The sequence below is a fragment of the Paenibacillus lignilyticus genome (assembly GCF_017942085.1).
In the GTDB taxonomy this organism is placed as follows: domain Bacteria; phylum Bacillota; class Bacilli; order Paenibacillales; family Paenibacillaceae; genus Paenibacillus_Z; species Paenibacillus_Z lignilyticus.
Genome location: NZ_JAGKSP010000013.1, coordinates 42,877 through 63,667 on the forward strand (window position 1 = coordinate 42,877; position 20,791 = coordinate 63,667).

The 20,791-nt window shown below is 49.6% G+C and carries 19 protein-coding genes; 6 read left to right on the top strand and 13 right to left on the bottom strand.

The window, feature by feature from the left end:
- Positions 1 to 91 precede the first annotated feature (91 nt).
- The 3 genes from I8J30_RS24290 to I8J30_RS24300 are packed head-to-tail and all read left to right on the top strand — an operon-like array spanning position 92 to position 3,632.
- Positions 92 to 1,423, top strand: coding sequence for a spore germination protein (locus tag I8J30_RS24290; RefSeq protein WP_210662559.1), 1,332 nt, complete (start codon positions 92 to 94; stop codon positions 1,421 to 1,423).
- Positions 1,420 to 2,529, top strand: a complete 1,110-nt coding sequence (locus I8J30_RS24295; protein WP_210662561.1) for a GerAB/ArcD/ProY family transporter — start codon at positions 1,420 to 1,422, stop codon at positions 2,527 to 2,529. The genes I8J30_RS24290 and I8J30_RS24295 overlap by 4 nt, the downstream gene beginning before the upstream one ends.
- Complete coding sequence (locus I8J30_RS24300) at positions 2,526 to 3,632, top strand: Ger(x)C family spore germination protein (RefSeq protein ID WP_210662563.1); 1,107 nt, start codon at positions 2,526 to 2,528, stop codon at positions 3,630 to 3,632. The genes I8J30_RS24295 and I8J30_RS24300 overlap by 4 nt, the downstream gene beginning before the upstream one ends.
- Positions 3,633 to 3,697: 65 nt before the next feature.
- Here the strand turns inward: I8J30_RS24300 and I8J30_RS24305 are convergent, their stop codons facing one another.
- From I8J30_RS24305 to I8J30_RS24350, 10 genes are all read right to left on the bottom strand, one after another.
- Entirely contained in the window at positions 3,698 to 5,098 is a 1,401-nt protein-coding gene (locus I8J30_RS24305; protein WP_210662565.1) for a sulfatase, read from the bottom strand.
- A gap of 166 nt (positions 5,099 to 5,264) precedes the next feature.
- On the bottom strand, positions 5,265 to 6,191 hold the full coding sequence (locus I8J30_RS24310) for a TauD/TfdA dioxygenase family protein (RefSeq protein ID WP_210662567.1): 927 nt from the start codon (positions 6,189 to 6,191) through the stop codon (positions 5,265 to 5,267).
- Between the two features lie 32 nt (positions 6,192 to 6,223).
- Positions 6,224 to 7,789 (bottom strand): extracellular solute-binding protein, encoded by a 1,566-nt coding sequence (locus I8J30_RS24315; protein ID WP_210662569.1) that lies wholly within the window; start codon positions 7,787 to 7,789, stop codon positions 6,224 to 6,226.
- Between the two features lie 42 nt (positions 7,790 to 7,831).
- On the bottom strand, positions 7,832 to 8,698 hold the full coding sequence (locus I8J30_RS24320) for a carbohydrate ABC transporter permease (protein WP_210662571.1): 867 nt from the start codon (positions 8,696 to 8,698) through the stop codon (positions 7,832 to 7,834).
- Between the two features lie 16 nt (positions 8,699 to 8,714).
- Complete coding sequence (locus tag I8J30_RS24325) at positions 8,715 to 9,692, bottom strand: ABC transporter permease (RefSeq protein ID WP_210662573.1); 978 nt, start codon at positions 9,690 to 9,692, stop codon at positions 8,715 to 8,717.
- A 356-nt stretch (positions 9,693 to 10,048) separates the two neighbouring features.
- Positions 10,049 to 10,810 (bottom strand): SDR family oxidoreductase, encoded by a 762-nt coding sequence (locus tag I8J30_RS24330; protein WP_210662575.1) that lies wholly within the window; start codon positions 10,808 to 10,810, stop codon positions 10,049 to 10,051.
- Positions 10,811 to 10,990: 180 nt separating this feature from the next.
- Complete coding sequence (gene msrA, locus I8J30_RS24335) at positions 10,991 to 11,479, bottom strand: peptide-methionine (S)-S-oxide reductase MsrA (protein ID WP_210662576.1); 489 nt, start codon at positions 11,477 to 11,479, stop codon at positions 10,991 to 10,993.
- Positions 11,480 to 11,524: 45 nt separating this feature from the next.
- On the bottom strand, positions 11,525 to 12,715 hold the full coding sequence (locus I8J30_RS24340; RefSeq protein WP_210662578.1) for an epoxide hydrolase family protein: 1,191 nt from the start codon (positions 12,713 to 12,715) through the stop codon (positions 11,525 to 11,527).
- Positions 12,716 to 12,989: 274 nt separating this feature from the next.
- Positions 12,990 to 13,208, bottom strand: a complete 219-nt coding sequence (locus I8J30_RS24345; protein WP_210662580.1) for a hypothetical protein — start codon at positions 13,206 to 13,208, stop codon at positions 12,990 to 12,992.
- 38 nt (positions 13,209 to 13,246) lie between these two features.
- The gene (locus I8J30_RS24350; protein WP_210662582.1) at positions 13,247 to 14,842 is read right to left on the bottom strand and encodes an ATP-binding protein; all 1,596 of its coding nucleotides are present in this window, start codon (positions 14,840 to 14,842) and stop codon (positions 13,247 to 13,249) included.
- A gap of 191 nt (positions 14,843 to 15,033) precedes the next feature.
- On the opposite strand from I8J30_RS24350, the gene I8J30_RS24355 reads away from it, so the two are divergent.
- From I8J30_RS24355 to I8J30_RS24365, 3 genes are read left to right on the top strand one after another with little or no spacing between them, the layout of a single operon-like run.
- Entirely contained in the window at positions 15,034 to 16,473 is a 1,440-nt protein-coding gene (locus tag I8J30_RS24355) for a spore germination protein (protein ID WP_210662584.1), read from the top strand.
- On the top strand, positions 16,470 to 17,570 hold the full coding sequence (locus tag I8J30_RS24360; RefSeq protein ID WP_210662586.1) for a GerAB/ArcD/ProY family transporter: 1,101 nt from the start codon (positions 16,470 to 16,472) through the stop codon (positions 17,568 to 17,570). The genes I8J30_RS24355 and I8J30_RS24360 overlap by 4 nt, the downstream gene beginning before the upstream one ends.
- Positions 17,567 to 18,664 carry a Ger(x)C family spore germination protein gene (locus tag I8J30_RS24365; protein ID WP_210662587.1) on the top strand — a complete coding sequence of 366 codons (1,098 nt, stop codon included), beginning with the start codon at positions 17,567 to 17,569 and terminating at the stop codon, positions 18,662 to 18,664. The genes I8J30_RS24360 and I8J30_RS24365 overlap by 4 nt, the downstream gene beginning before the upstream one ends.
- Before the next feature lie 207 nt (positions 18,665 to 18,871).
- On the opposite strand, the gene I8J30_RS24370 is transcribed toward I8J30_RS24365, so the two are convergent.
- From I8J30_RS24370 to I8J30_RS24380, 3 genes are all read right to left on the bottom strand, one after another.
- Entirely contained in the window at positions 18,872 to 19,735 is an 864-nt protein-coding gene (locus I8J30_RS24370) for a hypothetical protein (protein ID WP_210662589.1), read from the bottom strand.
- 207 nt (positions 19,736 to 19,942) lie between these two features.
- Positions 19,943 to 20,197 (bottom strand): hypothetical protein, encoded by a 255-nt coding sequence (locus tag I8J30_RS24375; protein ID WP_210662591.1) that lies wholly within the window; start codon positions 20,195 to 20,197, stop codon positions 19,943 to 19,945.
- 98 nt (positions 20,198 to 20,295) lie between these two features.
- Positions 20,296 to 20,751 carry a response regulator gene (locus tag I8J30_RS24380; protein ID WP_210662593.1) on the bottom strand — a complete coding sequence of 152 codons (456 nt, stop codon included), beginning with the start codon at positions 20,749 to 20,751 and terminating at the stop codon, positions 20,296 to 20,298.
- Positions 20,752 to 20,791 lie beyond the last annotated feature (40 nt).

The following is a 20,791-nucleotide window of genomic DNA, read 5'->3' on the forward strand; positions in this document are numbered from 1 at the left end:
TTGCTTAAACAATAGCTTAATCAGGTGCCTCCTTCAGGCGCATTCATTTCCCAAATTTGGCCACTCTAACTTAGAGAAGGAGTGGCGACCAATGGCAACCATTACAATCGCTTCAATTCAAGAGGCTTTTAACCATACCGATGATTTAGTGATGCGCGAGCTGAATATCGGCGAAGCCAAAGCCGTGCTTATCTATCTGGAAACGATGTGCGAGTCCGCCAAAATCGAACTAAGCCTGTTTAAACAGCTGCGGCGTGAAACCGCAGATGGGAACACCTCTCCGGATCTAGAAGAACTGCTTACCTCAGCCAAAGTAGATCTTTGTCCCTCTATTCAGAAAGCTGTTGACGATCTTATTCACGGCCGTGCTCTGATCTGCGAGGAAGCAGCGAATCGCTGCTACAGTTTTGATGTCAGCAAGCATTACAGGCGCTCTCCCGCAGAGCCTGAGAATGAACGATCCTTGACCGGCAATCGGGACGGTTTCGTGGAGCATCTGCAGAGCAATTTGAATTTGATTCGCAAGCATCTGTCCACCGGAGAGCTAAGCGTGCGTTATTTCAAGCTTGGTAAGAATGCGAATCGGCAAGTTGCTTTGGTATGGCTTGATGGAACCACCGACAAAAGCATGGTCGATGAAGCCGCTAAACGTATTTCCGCCTTGACATCCACGCACGACTTGCATCCCGGACTTCTTAGCAAGCAATTGCGAGAGAACAAATTCTCCATCTTTCCGCAAATCTTCAATACGGAAAGGGTCGATTTTGCTTCAGCCCTGCTGGCGCGGGGAAGGATTGGCGTGCTTTGCGATCAAAACAGTTCCTGCCTGATTCTTCCTGTTTCTATCTATACGTTCATGCTGACGGTGGACGACCTGATCCAAGGCACGTGGTCATCGATGCTCATGCGGACGGTCAGGGTTGTCGGTTTGTTGTTCGGCCTCGTTCTGCCCAGCCTGTACATCTCGATTGTCGGCTTTAATTATGAAGTCCTGCCGTTCAAAATGGCGTTCAGCATCAAAAGTTCCCTGGAGAGCGTTCCCTACCCTCCGATCTTTGAAACGATGCTAATGATTTTCATCTTCCAGCTCATTGCCGAAGCCACGCTGCGTCTACCCTCAGCGCTCGCTCAAATGACGGGTATCGTCGGCGGTATCATCATCAGCGAGTCGCTCGTTCAAATCGGGTTCGTATCGAATATTCTAATCGTGGTGATTGCGCTGACGACCATTAGTAAATTTACCATTCCGTCTATGGACCTCCGATCGACAACGACGATTGCGCAGTTTTTCCTTATTTTCGGAGCAACTGTCCTGGGCTTTTACGGCATCGCGTTCGCGTTTATCGGCATCCTGATCCACGCCCTTGCCTTGGAACCTTTCGGCGTTCCTTATTGTCTGCCGGTTAGGAGCTTCGAGCGATGAAAACCGCGAATCTCCCGATCGGTCCCATTCAACTGTTCTGCCTGATCTTCCAAGCCCAGTTCGGCCTAGGCGTCTTATCTCTTCCGCATGCGGTCGATGCCGATGCCGGACAAGACGGTTGGATTGCCTGCCTATTCTGCGGTTTAATCAATCTGGTTCTATTGCTCGTCATTTGGAAGCTCAGCGAACAGAACAGGAGCATAACCGTATTCCAGATGCTGCGACGGCGGCTTGGCCCTTGGTTAGGCGGATTTTTCAACTTGGCGATTGCTGCCTATTCCATTACCGTGAGCTATGAAACCCTTGCAAATTGGGTCTTCATCTCGAATCTTTGGGCGTACGAAAATACGCCCTCTTGGTTGCTGTCACTGCTTCTGGTTGGCGGATGCGCCTTTCTCGTTGCGCATCCGGTCCGTGTTTTCGCCCGCTTTGCCGTATTCGCAATGGCGTTCGTCCCGCTGTTCATCGCGCTAATCTGCTACACGCTCAAGGATGCAAATCTGGATTATATATTGCCGGTTTTTTCGACGGGACTGGAAAAAATCAGCCTCGGAGCTTGGAATGGGATGATGTCGTATGCCGGCGTCGGTATCCTGATGGTATTGTCTCCTCATATTCAGATGCCGTCCAAATCGGTCCTTCGCATTGCCATAATGGCCAATATCGCGATCACAGCCGTCTATATGCTCAGTGCATTTTCGACCACGGCCATATTCAGTACCGAGATGATCGGGTTCATCCGCGAACCGCTGCTATTTCAGTTCAAAACGGTCTCGTTCAAAATCATGGAACGGACGGATCTCATGGTGCAGACCATATGGATTCTGTTTATCATGACTTCCTTATCCACCTATCTGTTGCTATTCAAGTCCGCGGTGACGGCGCTGGCCAATGCCCGGAAAGGAATCGGACTTGCGTCTCTGCTTGCGATTGCCCTTATCTTAATTAGCATTGGAGCGTGGAAGCTGCATGTCTCGCAGTTAACGAAACTGCAAGACTTCATTGCTCTTTACGTGCCGACGGCGGCGATCGGGATGTTATTGATGATGCTTATCATGGTTTATCTACACAAATGGCTATCAGGTAGGAACGGGGCCCGAGCATGAAGCCGCAGTCCGAAAGAACCTGCCTCTTGCTCCTCCTCCTGCCCTTATTAACCGGGTGCTGGGACAGTCGCGAATTGAAGGAGATCCGAATCGAACAGGCTGAAGCCTTCGACTTACTCGATAACGGCAATATTCGCTTCACGATCACCATTCCAACCATTAAGTCCGCCGTTCAATCCAAATCCTCCATCGTCTCGCCAAGCTTTACTGGGGATGGAAGAACCGTCAATGAAGCCTACCTGGAAATGAAAAAGGCGGTTTCGCAGGAGTTAGACTTTGGCAAAGCTCGCGTGATTCTAATCAATAAGCGATTCGCCGAGAAAGGCTTCTACCCTGCGCTGGAATCATACTACCGGGAAGCCCGCAGCCCGATCAATGTCAAGATGGCTGTCGTGAACGATTCCGCGGGGCAAGTCTTGAAGATGAAAGTCGCGGATCGCTTAATGATCAGCGATTACCTCTACGATTTGCTTCAGAGCAGCGAAGAGAACGGCTTGATTCCAAAAGTTTCGCCGTATCTCATCTCTTCCTTGTTCACCAATAGCGGTACCGACGCCGTGCTTCCGATCATTAATCCACTAGGAAAAGACCGCGTAAAACTAGAGGGACTCGCGCTCATGCATGGGAAGCGGATGACAGGAGAGTTGAACGACCAAGCATCCGCGAATTTCGTCATGCTGTCCAAATTCAATCCCGATTACTTCACCGTCACGGAATATATCGATGCGTTAAGCGCCAATGTATCCCTATTTATGTCCCGAGATAAACGCAATATTGCCGTCACGACCGATAAAGGGACCGTCAAGGCTATCATCAACGCCGATTTCACGTGCAATCTGGTGGAAATCCCCAAAATGGTTCACACGGATGAGGAGATGCTGAAGAAGGTTGCATCAGAACTGGAGAAACTGTTGAACGATAAAGCGAAGGAAGTCATCAAGCAGCTTCAGCGAGCCAATTGCGATGCCTTGGGCATCGGACTTCACATCAAGGCGCATCATTACCGCTATTGGAAATCCATCACGTGGGACGATATCTATCCCGAGATCGATATCGAACCCCGCATTAAAGTCAGCATCGAAAAAAACGGGATCATGGAGTAGCGCACATCAAAAACACGCCATCATTGGTGGCGTGTTTTTGATATGTCCTGCGTAGCCTACTATCCCTATACTGCGGCGCCTGCTTCAGGATTACCTTCGGGGATGATGGCTTGAACCTGCTCACGCCATTGATGCAGCTTCCGGCGCAGCCGTTCGGTTCGTTCAGGGTGCTGCTCGGCAATATTATGCTCTTCCGATAGATCGGTCCTTAGATTGTACAGCTCCACACGCCCATCTTCGAAAAACTCGATGAGCTTGAAATCGCCCTCTCTCACTGACGATCCCGGTGTTCCCCCCTGATTGCCGTAATGGGGGTAATGCCAGAAGATGGCTTCCCGGCTCAGGCTCTCCTCCCCTTTAAGTAAAGGAACTAAACTTACGCCGTCCGTATGCTGCTCCGGCAGCAGTTCAAGCCCTGCAAGCTCCAGTAAGGTAGGATAGAAATCGGGGCTTGTCACCGGAACCTCGCAGACGCTGCCCGGCTTCGTAACGAATGGGGAGCGGATGATGAGAGGCTCTCGTACGCCGCCCTCGTACATCCAGCCTTTCCCCTCCTGAAGCGGACTGTTGCAGGTCGGCGAACCTTCTGCCGTTGCGAGACCGCCGTTGTCGGAGGTGAACACGATTACCGTATCATCGAGCTGACCCGATTCTTCCAAGGCGTCTATCAATCGACCGATATTCCAATCGAGATTATTAATCATCGCCGCATAGGCAGGGTCCGACTGCACGATGCGCCTCTGTACCCGTAACTGCTTCTTGTGTTCGCACGGGAAGAACTCTCCTTCGACAAACGTTTCCACCCGGTCCAGTCCAAGCGCTTTGGCCTTTTCCGCGAAACGCTTGGTGAGCTTCTCACTGACCTCTATCGGGATATGCACGGCATAATGCCACAAATTCAGAAAGAATGGCGCCCCGTCATTTTGCCGAATCAGCTTTACGGCTTCGTCCGTCAGCCGATCCGTTAAATATTCTCCCTCTGGGCCATCTTCAAGTGTCTCAATGCCATACGGGCTAAAGTAGCCATTTATCGGCATCCCCCAGCTGCAGCCGCCGATATTGACATCGAAGCCGTGACGGTCCGGATAATGCTCACGGCCGCCGAGATGCCATTTGCCCACATGCCATGTCCGATAGCCGTGTTCCTTCAACGCGGTCGCCACGCTTTTCTCTTGCAGCGGAAGGTGCCGGATGTACGGCGCATCGATCAGTTTGCCGGTCGTATGGCCGCCGATCCAGTTGGTCACGCCAACATGCGCCGGATATTTGCCGCTCATCAAGCTGGCCCTAGTGGGCGAACAGACCGGAGCTGCGGCATAAGCATCGGTGAATCGAACGCCCTCGGCGGCAAGCCGGTCCAAGTTCGGCGTTTCATAGAAGATGCTGCCATAGCATCCGAGGTCCATCCAGCCCATGTCGTCGATTAAGATAAACAATAGATTTGGTTTCTTCTTCGAATAAGTCACCTTTGTTCCTCCCCTAAGCGGATGATATGGAAGAGAGCCCGCGTCACCCGCGGGCTCTTCTCTTCCAAGGTGAAACGGCTGTCGCCGTCCTTTCGGCGGAGAAGCGCGTTTCATTCCGGTGAAATATAAGCATGGTATAAGGTAAAACTTATACTTTCTTATATTTTTAATAAGGCCGATCGCCTACTATCGCCACCCTCTCCGCTACGCGGCGGTTCGGGAAATAATCCGAATTCGCGTAATGCTGAGTAGCGCGATTGTCCCAGAACGCGATGGAGTTCGCTTCCCAGCGGAAGCGGACTTGAAACTCCGGCAGCTGGGAATGGCGGAACAAATAGGTGAGAAGCGCTTCGCTTTCCTCTTGTTCCAGGCCGACGATCCGCACCGTAAAGTTCGGATTGACGAACAGCGTTTTCCTTCCCGTCTCCGGATGCGTGCGTACGACCGGATGCTCGGCCGCAGGGAACTCCTCCTGCCGGCGCTGCAATTCTTCAGGAGCCAGATTTACCCCGAAGACGTGGGTGAAATCATGAATCGCCGTGAGTCCGTCGATTCGCTGTTTCACTTCTTCCGGTAAATTATCATAGGCGGCAGCTTGGTCCGACCACAGCGTGTCTCCTCCCAGCGGCGGCACCTCTGTCAAACGCAGCACCGACCCAAGCGCGGGCGTCAGCCTCCAGCTCACATCCGAATGCCAGTTGTTCTCATGCCCGGGCTTTTTATCGTTCTTCGCGAAACGTACGACCTCATTCGAATTTCCTTGAGGCAGGAACGGATGGGTTTCCAGCTCTCCCCATAATCGGGCGAATGCTTGCTGCTGCTCGCTGGTAATGTCCTGATCCCGGAAGAAAATCACTTTCCATTCCAGCAAGGCGCGGTTCAGCTCCTTCTGCAGCTCCGGCGATACGGGATTGCGCAGGTCAACGCCTTCGATTTCGGCTCCGATCAGCGGGCCGTAAGGCTTTACGCGAAACAGCGTGTACGGCTGTTCTTCCGCTCCTACCGGCAGCCGATTAATAATGCGGGGACCTCCTTTAATACCGCGGTCCGGAATTTGACGCGGGCGTTCGTTCGTCGTAATCGTTTCAGCCATTGCACATTCTCCTCACTATTCGCTATTTGCGGTTATTTACCTGCGCCTTGATTCTTGTATTCTTCGTTAATCTCTGTCAGGATGGCATCGCCGCCGGCCTGACGCCATTCTTTGCCGAGCTCTTCGATCCCCTTATCCACGTCAAGCTTGCCGTTTAACAGGTTTACGAAATATTGGTTGTACACTTCATTAACCGCTTTTCCATACTCGATCTCAGAATCCGTCCTGCGGGTAATGAGATTGGGCACAAAGTATTGGGATGCGATTTTGACCGATTCGATGGCGCGATCGATGTTCTTCTCCGTCTGCGGCAAGTAATTCTCGTCGATTGGCCAAGTCACGTTCCCCCATGCAAGCGGATGACTCCAGCCGTTCGGAGCAAACCCGTCTTTCTCGCGTTCCGCCTCGTTATAAGTAATTTGATCGCCTTGTTTCGTGTAGTGGACCCCTTCAATGCCGAGCTGCAGCAGCTCGCGGCCTTCTTTGGACAGCATGAACTCGATGAACTCCGCTGCCTTCTCGGGATTCTTGGCCTTATTGGTAACAGCTGTGAACAAAGCGGTCTTCGGACGCGTAGCCATCCCTTGTTTGCCGTCCGGTCCGGCCGGCGGCGCTGCGAAACCGAGCTTCCCATCGGGATTGACCTGCTGCAAGCTGCCTTCGACGCGGCTCACGTGGCGGAATAATGGGCCATCCATTACGCCGGCTTTGCTTTGGAAGAACTTCTGTTCCTTTGTCGGCCGGTCATAAATGATATATTCGGGGTCGATCAGCTTCTCCCCGTACCATTTCCGCAGCTCCTCAATCCCTTTCTTGAAAGCAGGATCTTCGAAGCGCGGAATGACTTCTCCTTTATCGTTCAAGGCATAGTCAGCGTATGGCAGTCCGTACGCATATAGAACAAAATCGAATGCGGTGATTGCGTCCCCGGCAATCGGCTTGTTCGTGATAAAGCCGAAGGTGTCGGCTTTGCCATTGCCATCCGGGTCCTTCTCCACGATGGCTTTCAGCGTATCGTGAAACTCCTCCAGCGTTTTCGGATGCGGCAGGCTCAGCTTATCCAGCCAGTCCTGGCGGAATTGAACGGTGTAATTCGACTTTTCCATGCCGCTTACGAAGGGATATCCGTAATATTTTCCGTCGACGGCCGTCCATTGTAAGCCATTGTCGAGCTTGGCTTTGATTGTGGGGAGTTTGTCAAAGTAATCGTTCAGCGGAACCACAATGCCTTCTTTGATCCATTGCGAAACGGATGAGGACGGATATTGCGTGGTCACAACGTCAGGAAGATCCCCGCTCGCGATCGCCACGTTAATCTTGTCGTACGAGAATTCCGGCGATATCTTGATCGTCAGCTTGATGTTCAGCCGCTTATTAATCTCCGCAATAATGCGATCGTTCGGCACCAACGGCTTCGCTCCTTGATCCCCGGTGGTCAAATACACGAGTTCATACGGCTCTTCCGCAGCGGAACCGGAGTTGGTCGTACTCGCTTCGTTGGAGTCCGGCTTATTGGAGCAGCCCGCCGTTACGATCAGCGCTGCCGCCGCCAGACCGATCACCCATTTTTTCATCGTTAATCCTTTCCTCTCAACCATTTCTCTTTCCTCCCGTTTGATCATTTTTTTATAGTGAAGGAATTACTCCTTGACCCCGCCAATCAAGACGCCATTGATAAAATACTTCTGGAAAAAAGGATAGATGAGCATGACCGGAATGGAAGCCGCCATAACCGTCGCCATCTTGATGGACGGCCCAAGGAGGAACATGCTGTCGCCGCCTCCCGAGTAGGACGATTCGTTCTCGAACAGCATGCTTCGCAAGAACAGCTGCAACGGCCAAAGCTCCTTGTCGCTGATGAAGAAGATCGCGTTGAAGAAATCATTCCACCGCGTTACGGCATAGAAGAGCGTAATCGTGGAAATGGCCGGCATCGATAAAGGAATGACAATCTTGAACAGAATCCCCAGGTCATTACTGCCATCGATCTTGGCTGCTTCCACCAAACCATCCGGCATCGAAGAGAAGAAGTTTTTCATAATAATCAGGTTATACGTATTGAGAGCGCTCGGAATGATCAACGCCCATACCGAGTTCATCATGCCTAGGTCCTTGACCACCAGATAGGTTGGAATAATACCCCCGCTGAACATCATCGTAAATACAAGCAGGAACATGATAACGCGCTGCCCCTTAAGTGAGGGCCTCGACAGGGCATAGGCCGCCAGCACCGTGAGGATCATATTAAGCGCCGTTCCCACAACCGTGATGAACAGCGTCACCCCGTAAGACTTCCATAATTCATTCATTGAGAATAAGTAGGTATACGCTTCGAATGTGATGGCTTTGGGAAAAAGATGAATGCTGGAACCGAGGTACTCCTCCAGCGGAATGATCGATACAACGAACGTATCCCAGAATGGATACACCGTAACGATGGCTACGATAGTCAGAAATACCACATTAAACGAGTTGAAAAGCTTCCCTGCCCTGCCGGTGTATTGCATATTTCTCCCTCCCGTATCAGTAAACGCCCTGTTCTCCCATCTTCCTGGAAAGCCAATTTGCCAGAACGAGCAGAGTGAAATTAATCAGGGATTTAAATAAACCAACCGCTGCCGCAAGGCTGAATCTGCCATCCGTTAAGCCGATTCGGTATACATACGTGTCGATAATATCCGATACGCGGTATACACCAGGATGGTAGAGCACGAAGATTTGCTCGAAGCCGGCTTCCATAATGCCGCCCAGCCGAAGAATGAGAATGAGCACGATGGTACTCCGGATCAGCGGGATGGTCAGATGCACAAGCCGCTGGAATCGATTTGCCCCGTCGATGACCGCCGCTTCGTATAGATGCGGGCTGATTCCGGCCAAGGCTGCCATGTAGATGATCGTGTTCCAGCCGAACTCTTTCCAAATCATCGAGAACACAAGCGTGCTGCGGAAATAAGATTCATCGCTCAAAAATCCGATCGGCGTACCTCCGAACAGCTTAATCAAGTTGTTAACGATGCCGCTGTCCGTGGAAAGCAAATTAATGAGAATGCCGCCAAGTATCACCCAAGAAATAAAGTGAGGCAGATAAATGATCGTCTGTATCGTCTGCTTGAACACCTTCGCCCTGACCTCGTTCAATAGCAGGGCAGCGATAATAGGTGCCGGAAACCCGAAGGTAAGCCGGTAAAGCGAGATGATTACCGTGTTTTTGATCACCTGCCAGAACTTATCCTGGGAGAACAAGTACTCGAAATGCTTCATGCCGGCCCAATCGCTGCCCAGTATTCCTTTCGTAATGCTGAAATCCTTGAATGCAACAACTGCCCCGTACATCGGGATGTAATGAAAGATCAAGTAATAAACGAGTGCCGGCACCAGCATCAAATACAGGTAACGATTGAACCAGACATACCTCACTAGCTTTAATTTGCGCCTAACGGGCTTCTTATGGGGCAGCACTCTAGCCTCTTGCAGAGCGGCCTCGCTGTCAACGTATTCCATCCACGAATGCTCCCTTACGGTAAAATAAAAGACACAACATAGGGTACATGTTGTGTCTCCGGTTGAACGGTCGACCTCGTATTCATCTCATCAATCAATCAAGTAAGCTAGCGGCTTGAACCTCTGGTTATCCAGTCGTTTTTCCCAACAAAAAAGGAGACTCAGCGCCTTTGTTAAAGCGTGGTCTCCGGTTGTCCGGTTGATATTAAATTATTCCGATGAGATTACTTTGTTATTATGTGGATTATACTATCATGCGTTCATTTCGCCGTCAACCTTTATTTCCTGATTTCTCCAAATAAACATAAAGGAGCAGCTGCCGCGGCATCTGCTCCTTTACATTAAACCAGATTCAATTAGCCCTGAGAGGTGGTACGGCTAAGCCAATCCCGGAAACGAGTCTCCGTAATGCGTGCGTTGCCGTCGATCGGAACAAGAGATTGATCATTCACCTCTATTGTACCGAAATAGCGCGCATTCTCATCTGTGATCACTTGACGCGGGTCTCCCGTTGCGCTCAAGAACTGTCGAACGAGTTCGACGAGCGGAATTTGATCCGGGCCGGCCGTATCCACAATGCCATTCACAGGCGATCCCACTGCGAAATCCGTTACTACGGCTGCAACATCATCCGAAATCATAGGCTGCGTAAGGGCGGAAGGCAAACGAACGGTATCTCCTTCGGTAGCTACATAGGCGATGCTGCCGATAAATTCGAAGAATTGCGTCGCACGGACGATCGTGTACGGAATGTTAGAAGCTTTAATTAGCTCTTCTTGCGCCATTTTGGCGCGGAAATACCCGCTTTGGAGAAGGCGCTCGGTTCCTACGACCGACAGTGCCACGTGATGGCTTACTCCTGCCGCTGCTTCAGCAGCAAGAAGATTCTTATTCGACGTTTGGAAGAATTCCATTACGGGCTCGTCGTCAAATGAAGGTGCGTTCGAGACGTCGACGACAACCTGTGCGCCGACCAACGCCTCAGCCAGCCCTTCGCCTGTAATCGTGTTGACGCCTAAGGATGGCGATGCCGCCACTACATCATGACCAAGCTCACGAAGGTTTTTCACAACTTTGGATCCAATAAGTCCGCTTCCGCCAATAACTACAATTTTCATTCCAATTCCTCCTATTAGTTAACTTCTACTATTGAAAAGGGGATCGAGATGAGGCTCGATCTCCTTCTTACTCGGTGTTACACGGATATAACGATTGAAGACCTCCATGTGTGACATGACGCAAAAAAAAACAGCAGTCGACTTACGACTGCTGTTTCTCGATTGCGGCCGAGCTGTTTGTTATTTCCCCAACCGCCAGACTTTGTTCACTAAACAAGCGAAACCGTTTTTTTGGTAATAGTCCTGATGTTCTTCCTCCGCTTGGTAGAACGTTGTCGCAGCGGCAATTTTCGTTACTTTGCCAATGCGTTTATCAATGTACTTTCGGGATCGTTCAGCCAGTTCCTTTTGTTCATCGCTTGTATAGAAAATGGCGGATTCCGCAGGGTTGGCGTTTTTCCAGAAATGTTCCAGCAGCTCGTTATACGTAATCTCATTTGGATCATAATGCACCTCGATCGCTTCGAGATGATCCGTTGCATGAGAAACAACTTGTTGATACGTCGGATTTTTCATTAATCCACCCGTATATCCGGCGTATACCGTAGAGACACCATCGAGTTTCTGAAAAGCCTCCTCCATGTGCCAGAAGCAACCTCCTGCGAAAATTGCGATTTCGGTTTCTAAAGGGTTATTCCGATTATCATTTTCCATCCTCATATCACTCATTCGTATCCCTCCGGTATTCGTCTGTTCGAAATTCCAAATGATCGATTAACGCAGCGACTTGAATGCCGTGCGAAGCTCCGAAGTGAACAGCTCTGGCTGCTCCCAGGCCGCAAAGTGCCCGCCTTTAGGCATTTTGTTGTAATGGATCAGATTCGGGTATGCCTTCTCCGTCCAACTCTTCGGCGCTTCATAGAGCTCATCCGGAAAGACGCTTACGGCAACCGGGAGGTTGACGCCTTTGACACCGAAGAAGGAGATACCGGCTTTACCGTTCTCCGCATAGAGACGAGCCGCAGAAATCGCGGTGTTCGTCAGCCAGAAGAGCGTGATGTTGTCGAGAACGTCGTCACGCGTCAGGCCTTCTTGAATTCCGTCGATCGATCTGGCGATTAAGGCAAGGCTCTTCCAGTCGTGATCAAGCATAAAGGCTGCCAAACCGACGGGCGAATCCGCAAGTCCCGTCAGTGTCTGCGGACGGGTTCCCATTATGAAGGCATAATAGAATTTATTTTCGCAAACTTGCTCGATCGTTCTCTTCTCTTCGTCCGAGAGACCGGCTGGCAGCGGATTACCGGTCCAGATGGCCGCGTCCGCGTCGGCAGGAATCACGCCGGGCATGTTGGTGTGCAGAGCCATTAAGCCTTTGGGTTCCTGAACGCCCATCATGTCGACGACGACCGCACCCCAATCTCCGCCTTGTGCGACATACTTCTCATATCCAAGGCGAGTCATCAACTCTCCGTAAGCGCGTGCGATACGTTTGGGATCCCAGCCGGTCGTGGTCGGCTTGCCCGAGAAACCATAGCCAGGCATCGATGGTATCACGACATGGAAAGCATCTGCTGCGTTACCGCCATGCGCCGTCGGGTTAGTAAGCGGTTCGATAAGCTTCATTTGCTCGATGATCGAACCCGGCCATCCGTGCGCAATGATAATCGGCATCGCGTTCTCATGCTTCGAACGAACATGAATGAAGTGAATGTCCAGACCGTCGATTTCGGTAATGAAGTTAGGGACGGCGTTTAACTTCGACTCGATTTTGCGCCAATCGTATTCGTTAGCCCAATAACGAGCAAGTTCTTGCATCGTCGCGAGCGGCGTGCCTTGCGATTGATCGGAGACCGTTTCCTTCTCAGGCCATCTTGTCGCGTTGATGCGATTGCGCAAATCGATAAGTTCCTCTTCCGGGATGTTCACGTGAAACGGGCGAATGGCGTTCTTAGCTTGTTGTGTCATCTATATAATCTCCTTTTAATTGAGTTTTTTGTAACCACCTAAATTTGTTTAACAAGTTACAAGACGTACTATACCATGATCCAATAGGGATAGCAAGTAACTATTTAAATTATTTTTGGTGGTTACAATTAAACGCGAACAAATCATGATTTCGGAACGCAAAAAGGCCGCCTTTACAGGAGGCGGCCAACTTTATTCGGTGCATATTTTATTGAAGTTAGTCGCAACCTAGGAAGGATTGTTACGAACAAGTTATGGAGCGTTCTGCTCACGCTTATCCAGAAATAACCGCTACCCGCACAACAAAGTTATCTCCATATGGATACCCTGTTGCATGGAAACATAACAAACCGGAAGCCGCATCATGCGTGAAAGCCAGCTCTTCACCGTTATCGAGCCAACGTACCGCGGAAACCCTGCCGGTGACGTTCGTAAACACACGGGGTCCGTTCTCGAACTTCGCCACTCGCGTTGACGGAACAGGTATTGCCATAGTAGGATACATCTCCTCTTTCATAATGGTTTGATCGATTATTCGGATTTTATTGAAGCTGCCGCAGGCAGCAGGATGGCAAATACCGTCCCCGCCGAGCTCGTCTCCGCCACTTCCATTCGTCCGCCATGATCTTGGACGATCTTATGCGATATGGACAAACCAAGCCCCGTCCCGTGGGCTTTTGTCGTATAGAAAGGTTCAAACAGCTTTGCTCTTGTATCTGCGGACATCCCTTTTCCCGTGTCGGACAACTCGATGAATACGCCGTTGTCTCTTCCGTAAATCTTAACGCCGATCTTCCCGATCTCGTCCATCGCGTCAATTGCGTTTTTGAACAAATTAACGAGTACCTGCACGATTTTATCTTTGTCTATCAACACATATAAGGGAGGTTCGGGATAATCGACACTGAGGTCATGCCCTTCTCTCTCGATTTCCGTGCCCATGATGGAGAGCGCCCTTTCCATGCAGGAGCGGATCGATTCGGTTTTCATTTGGGTGAGATTGGGTTTGGAGAATTGCAGAAACTCGGACGTCAGCTCGCTAACCCTCGTAATTTCATCCATGATCATCGGGTGGTATTTGTCGATATCCTTATAGCCGTGCTGATAGGCCAGCTGCAGAAACCCTTTTATCGTTGTCAACGGGTTGCGGATTTCGTGGGCCATTCCCGCCGCCAGCTCGCCAATTACCTTTAACTTGTCCGAACGGAAGAAGTGCTCGTCTCTTTTCAACCAAGCTTCTTTCTTTTGAAGAAACAGCTGATCTTCAACATCCTCTATCGTTTCATTCGTCGAGCGTCCATTTGAAAACGCATAATCATAGATGATATCTAAATGGGATGACTGTTCGATTATGGTTTCGATGACATGCTTCACATAATCTTCTGCAGCTTGTTGATCGGTAAACGCCATCGCAATTGCGAATTCGCTCCCGCCGTAACGGGATACGCTCGAAGAGCCGAAATGTACGGTTAACTGTCCGGCGATCTCCTTCAGCCCATTGTTGGCTTTCTCAAACCCATGCTGGATGTTGACGACTCGCAAATCCTGGCAGTTCATAATAATCAAGCAATAGTCGCCGCGCTCTTGCATTCGGTTTAATTCATTGCGGAATTCGTGGTAATTAAGCAGCCCGGTAAGAACATCCCTTTTCAACAGCTCGTCGTTCTTTTTCTGCAGGTCCTCTTTTTCCTTTTGTTTGGTCTTTATGATCCAAATCATGGCCACAAGGACTAAACCGCTTGCAATGTCAGATAACGTAACTAATACGGAGTAATCATTTATTTCCGAATACGTATACCGCACCAGACTGTATAACCCCATTAACAGAAGTGCGTGGTAGTAACTATGTTTCATCGTTTCACTGCGCGTCAGAAGTCGGATGAGTTCGATCACATAGAGAGTTAGGCACCAATTCAGTTCGCTCAGCCAATGAAACACAATTAAACATGCAATTTGAATATAGATTTGCTTGGTCGAATTCCGCATGAGGTTAATGGACAGAAACACGGCAATCCCCGCAGCAATCATGAAGATAGGATAAGCCGTCCGTTCTAAATAGATGGATGACAACGAAATAATCCCAAGCAGAACCGGAAGCAATATTTTAAACAGAATGCTGTTTGCCATATCCATTTCACCTTCGCGCCGATTGTTAATATTTACCTACCCTTGTTCATTCGATAAACAAGGCGAAATACCCTTTCGCAGGTAAGTAAAATTCACGTGAATAAACGGCGTGTCTCGAGCCTCCCGATTGCATACTTTTACCATCTATAGGTGAAATTATAGAAAAAACGATGCGTGAGGAGGGAGAAATTGTGAAGTTAAGCCCATCCGTAGAAGAATCAGAGTCCTATCTCAAGAAGCTCTTCGCCGAACAAAGCGACTTTCAATCGAAACGGCTGTTTATCGGGGAATCGGAGTTTCGTTTGTTTTATTTCGATACGCTGATTGATTCCGGCGTCGTTCAAGAATTCATTCTGAAACCGCTTCTTCAACGTCCGGAGGCGAAGATTCAGGATGTCGTTTCCATTCTCGACTACGCCGAAACCGATCAATTCGAGGATGCGGCTCAAGCGATCATATATGGCAAAACCGTGATGCAGCGCGATGGAGAGGACAAGCTTTATCTGCTCGGCGCGGATCTCAAGAAGGAGCGCTCCATCAATATTCCGACCAATGAGCGGGTTCTTCGCGGCGCGAACGAAGCGTTTATTGAGAATTTAGATACGAATCTGAACCTGATGCGCAAGCTGATCAACTCTACGGACTTTATCGTCAAAACCTATACGCTCGGGCGGATCTCTCAGACAAAAGTGGCAGTTATGTACCTCAAGTCTATTGCAACGCCGGCGATTGTTGAAGAGCTGGACAGAAGGCTTCAAAGCATTGATATTGACTATGTAGAGGTACCGGGTTTTCTCGATGAGCTGATTCGGGAGAAGAAATACAGCCTATTTCCTCAGCTGCTAATTACGGAACGGCCTGACCGCGCGCGTTCGTATCTCATGGAAGGCAAGGTCGTCGTCGCTGGAGCCGGGTCGCCGGATACCCTTATTTTACCTGTATCGTTCTGGTCGTTCTTCCAAAGCGCGGACGATTATCAAATTGGCTGGTTATTGGGCTCCATCTTTCGACTATTACGCATTTGCTGTTTCTTTATTACCATTGGTTTGCCCGGCCTTTATGTCGCGGTCAGTGCCTTTAATTCGCAGCTGCTTCCCATTAATTTCGTCAACACGCTGCAGAGCTCGCTGAAATACGTCGCATTCCCTCCGGTATTCGAGGCGCTTGCCATGATGCTCTTGCTCGAAATATTACGAGAGGCGACGATCCGGCTGGCCAGTCCCGTCGGCCAAACCATCGGCGTCGTTGGCGGTATCGTGATCGGGACCGTCGTCGTGCAATCCAATTTGGTATCCAATACGATGGTCATCGTCGCGGCTTTAACGGGCTTGGCCTCCTTTATCGTACCTTCTTACGAAATGAGCAGCGCGATGCGCCTGCTAAGTTATCCGGCGTTGCTGTTATCCGCACAGTTCGGCTTATTTGGGCTCGCCTTCTTCTTCGTCATGGTTTGCATCCACCTCTGCCATTTGGATACGATGGGATATCCTTACTATACGCCTCCGTTCTCATTCGGCGATGCGAAGGACACGTTGATTCGAGCTCCGATTTGGAATTTACGTGGAAGGCCTGCAGATACAGCGCCGGGTAACCGAATCAGGCTGCGAAATCCAAGGGGATGGAAACGATGATCAAAGAAGAAGGCATCAGCGGAAGGCAGTTGTTCACGCTCATCTTTATGGCCCAGATAGGGCTTGAAGTACTGTCCTTGCCGCATGCGGAAGCAAGCATTGCAGGGCATGATTCTTGGATTGCCGTATTGCTGTCCGGACTGACTGCGCAGATCGGCATCATACTGATTTGGTGGCTTGGCAGCCGATATCCGGCGCGGAATTTCTTTGCCTATACGTCTTCCATAATCGGCAGACCGCTTGGAGCTTGCATTAATTTGATATATGGATGCTACTACACGCTTTCCGGGTATTTGCTGATCATGCTTTATGTCGAACTTTTATCTCGCTGGCTGTTTATACTCACACCAAAATGGGTGCTGATTTTGATGCTGCTGATCGTCACCGGATATGCGGCGACTTCCTCACTGCTGAAGCTCGCGAATCTCACTCAATCTTTCATGCTTCTTCCTGTCATTGGTTTTCTGCTCATTGGTTTTAGCGGGCTCTACGGGATGGACGCACGTAATTTGCTGCCCATCCTGCCGAACGGCTGGTCTCCGGTTATGAAAGGCGTGTACACCGCATTCACGGCCTATGTCGGCTACGATCTGCTGCTTTACGCTTACCCGTACGTAAAGACGAAGAGCAAGAAGAAGCTGCTGCTTGCGATGACGCTCGCGAACGCCTGCACAATCATCTATTATGTGGCCGTCTCTCTCATCTGCTCCACGATGTTCAGCTTAAAGCAGCTCACGCTTATTCCCGAGCCAATCGTGTTTATCCTGAAGAACTACCGCATTGAGATCCTGCAAAGCATAGATATCTTGTTTCTGATCTTCTATTTGTGTATGGTTTCGGATACGGTTTATGTGTATTTCTTCATGGCGGCGAAAGCGTTTATGCATCTCCGGGGACGCGGCCTCGGCAAGCAGAAGGTCTGGGTCTTGGTTATAACCGGCGCATGTTTCATCGGCAGCTTCTTCTTGAAGAGAAGCAGCGCTATTAACCGGCTCGCAACGATACAGGACCTATTGTCCGTATTCATGATCGTCGCTTTGCCGATCATTCTGCTCATTATTTCCGGGCTTCGGGGCGTTGGGAGGAGCAAAACATGAAGAAAGGGATTGCGGCGCTGATGATCTGCCTGCTGCTTACGGGATGCTGGGATCAGGTACAGCTGAAGAGGCAGCTTTTCGTCGATGTTGTCGGGGTCGATTACACCCAGGATAGTAAGAAACTCAATGTGAGTTATATTATTGCCACGCTAAAAGAGGCCAATCTTGGAGGGGGCAAACCATCCGGAATCTATGTCAGCGCAACAGGCGACAGCCTCTACGATGCCGTAACTCAAACCAACCACACTATGCCAGGTGTCCTAACCGTACAGGAGACCAGGCTGTATCTCATTACGCCAAAATTCGCCAAAGATCAACCGCTTAACTATTTGAATGCCACCGGCCAATTTATTACGAATCCGTTGTATGCCTATCTGGCGGTATATAACGGTGACCTGTCGAAGCTGTTGTCGAAGAAGAAAATCAAACAGCAGACCGTACCTGAATATTTGGTTGGTTTATTGGACGGTCAACTGAACCGTGGCAGAATCCCTTCCAACAAATTGCTTGACTATATACTGGGAGGAGAGGGGTTCCTAAACGACTTCGCACTGAACCTGTTTGAGCCCAGCGGGGACGAGGCGCGTCTTGCCGGTACCGCACTGTTTCGCGAAGGGAAGTATACCGGGGTCAATCTCAATAACGAGGATACGCTATTGGCTTGCCTCATGCATGAAGCTAAAGGCAAAAACCAACCGCTCATCGGACATATCGAAGGTAAGGTATATACGGCTTTCGTTCAGAGCGTTAAGCACGATCTGCATGTGATTCACGATGAGACAAACATTCGCGAAATTGATATCTCGCTCAAACTCGATGTCAAATTAGTCGAGGATGGATTTAACGACAAGAAACATACGGACAAGATGCTCAATGATTTGGAGAAGGCAATCGCAGCGGATCTCAATTCGAAGGCATCTAACGTTATCGCGACGTTGCAAAAGGCAAATTGCGATTACTTACAGATCAGTCATGAGCTGGCAGCGTATCATCCGATCCTTTATAAAGGGATGAATTTTCGAGCGCAGTATCCGAAGCTCATCATTAAGCCGAACATTAAGGTTAAGATTCTGAACACCGGCGTTCTGGGATAGCACAAGCGAGTCTGCGGCTGATAAAGCTGCAGACTTATTTTCATTATTCAAGCTGCCCTTTCTCGCTCCACGTCCTATTGCAGCTATTGTCGACCGAATTTTGGGTCGGTCTGATCGTTCGGGTCGGTCTTCTCGTTTCTAACGAATCGTGGAGGCCTTATTGGGCAGGATTTCGGCTCTTCGAGAATCTAACGTTTCTCCATTGGCCTACACGCCGGAAACAAGAAACGCGCCGCCGGCACGAAGATGCTCGAATTGAGCGGTTGTGTAATGGGATCCATGCCAAAGCCGATCCAGCAGCATATCCTCGATTTCCATAGCGGATTGTGCCCAAAACGCGCTCCACCATTGATTATGAACTTCTCTAAGGGATGCGATAGACGAACGGCTTGCTCTTGCCACACTCCTAATCGCCCCGTTCAGACAATTCTCCGTATCAGAACTGGTAAGCGCGGATAGGACTATAATGGCAGGACGCTTCTCCCGCAGCATGAATGCATTGCCTGTATCCGTCAAAGCATGTACCGCCAGACTGCTTTGAGTAGAACAATCCGGATCCCACCCCGAATATTGCCGGGAAATCCAGTCGACCCGGTTTGCCAGTCCTTGCTGCGTGTGCGACCCATGACAGGATTGCGCCCATAACTCGGTGCCAACCGAAACCGGTTGACCTTCGCAGGAGAGCTCTACGATCAGTACGTTGTCCATAGCCGCCACCCATGCACGCATAGTTACAATGGTCGATTTCGAAGTGAAAATCGATAGCATTTCCCCTTCATACAATTGCTGCTCGCAGTAGTACGAGCTGTCCTTCAGGGCAGGAATAAGGATATCCATACCTCCAAACAAACAAGAACTTCCGCCGGGGAGCATTCGTTTGGGCTTCCACAAATCGTTTCGGGATATCCAATATCGCTGCCGCTCAGGCTCGCCGCTGACAACGACGCGCACATCTCCATTCCCGATGATCGGCCCGTCAACGACATTGTCATCCGGTTCTTGCCGTGGAGGTTTGTCAAATACAACCTTGTACCGGGATGCCTTATCTTCCGCCTTAAACCAGCTGCGCATTGTGATCCGCTCCTCTATCTGTTTAGTGCTTCTCTGAGGTGATGGAGACTGACTGTCTTAAGATTTTACCTAATTATAGTGATGAAGCTCAGTCCTGTATAATACTTTAATCGTTATATGATATAGCCTAGAAGGTATGTATTTTCGTCCGTTATACCGATCGGTGTCCATCATTGAAAAAAGCACCGTCCCTATGGGACAGTGCCTCTAAAGCCGTGACTCGTAGTGTAATTTATAAACTAATTCCTCGACCCATTTCTCATCTTTTAAATCCAATGCCAAGTCAATCAAGAACAGCAAACTACCTTTATAGGGCAACACTTCAAAACCATCTTCACTTGAAACGATAATTTTGTCCGACTTAGCGTTTTCAAACACATAGCAAGGCAACTGAAAGTAATACTCCACGTCTTTAAATACTGCGATCTCCCCGTTGTAAATGTGGTTAGTGGCGGAAATCACTTTGCACAAATCCCCAGTTTGTAAATGGATACAGCAGTTAATAAGCAACCTGACCATCTGCCCTTATGAGTAGTATTCAAATCATATCGCTCGAGCAATTATAGATCAAAAATCCCGTCCGAATGATACGATTGATGATAACTTGAGCTTAAGATCACCCGTCGCAGCACACATAATAGCCTAATGGGCTCGATCGGTTTCGATAGATAAGCATCCATCTCCATATTCTCCTTCTGTTTATCTTTTCCTCTTATTGGATTCGTTGTCATCGCGATAATAGGAACTCGTCTTCCACTATCAAGTTCTCGTAGTTGATGTGCGGCCAACTGCACGTCCAAGGCGGGCATTTCCGTATTCAACAGAATGGCATCATAGCGCTTCTGAAGAGCCATTTCCATGGCCTCAGCTCCACTTTTCGCCAGATCAATCGTCATTTCCATCTCCATTAGGATGGTTCTAGCATTCTTATAACTAATTTCGTTAACATCAACGAATAAAATACGAGCATGCTTTAGAACATGAAATACTCTATTTCGGGATAATGTGTTGCTCATGTTTCATCCCCTCTTAGTTCAACTCTCAGATTGATCTAAT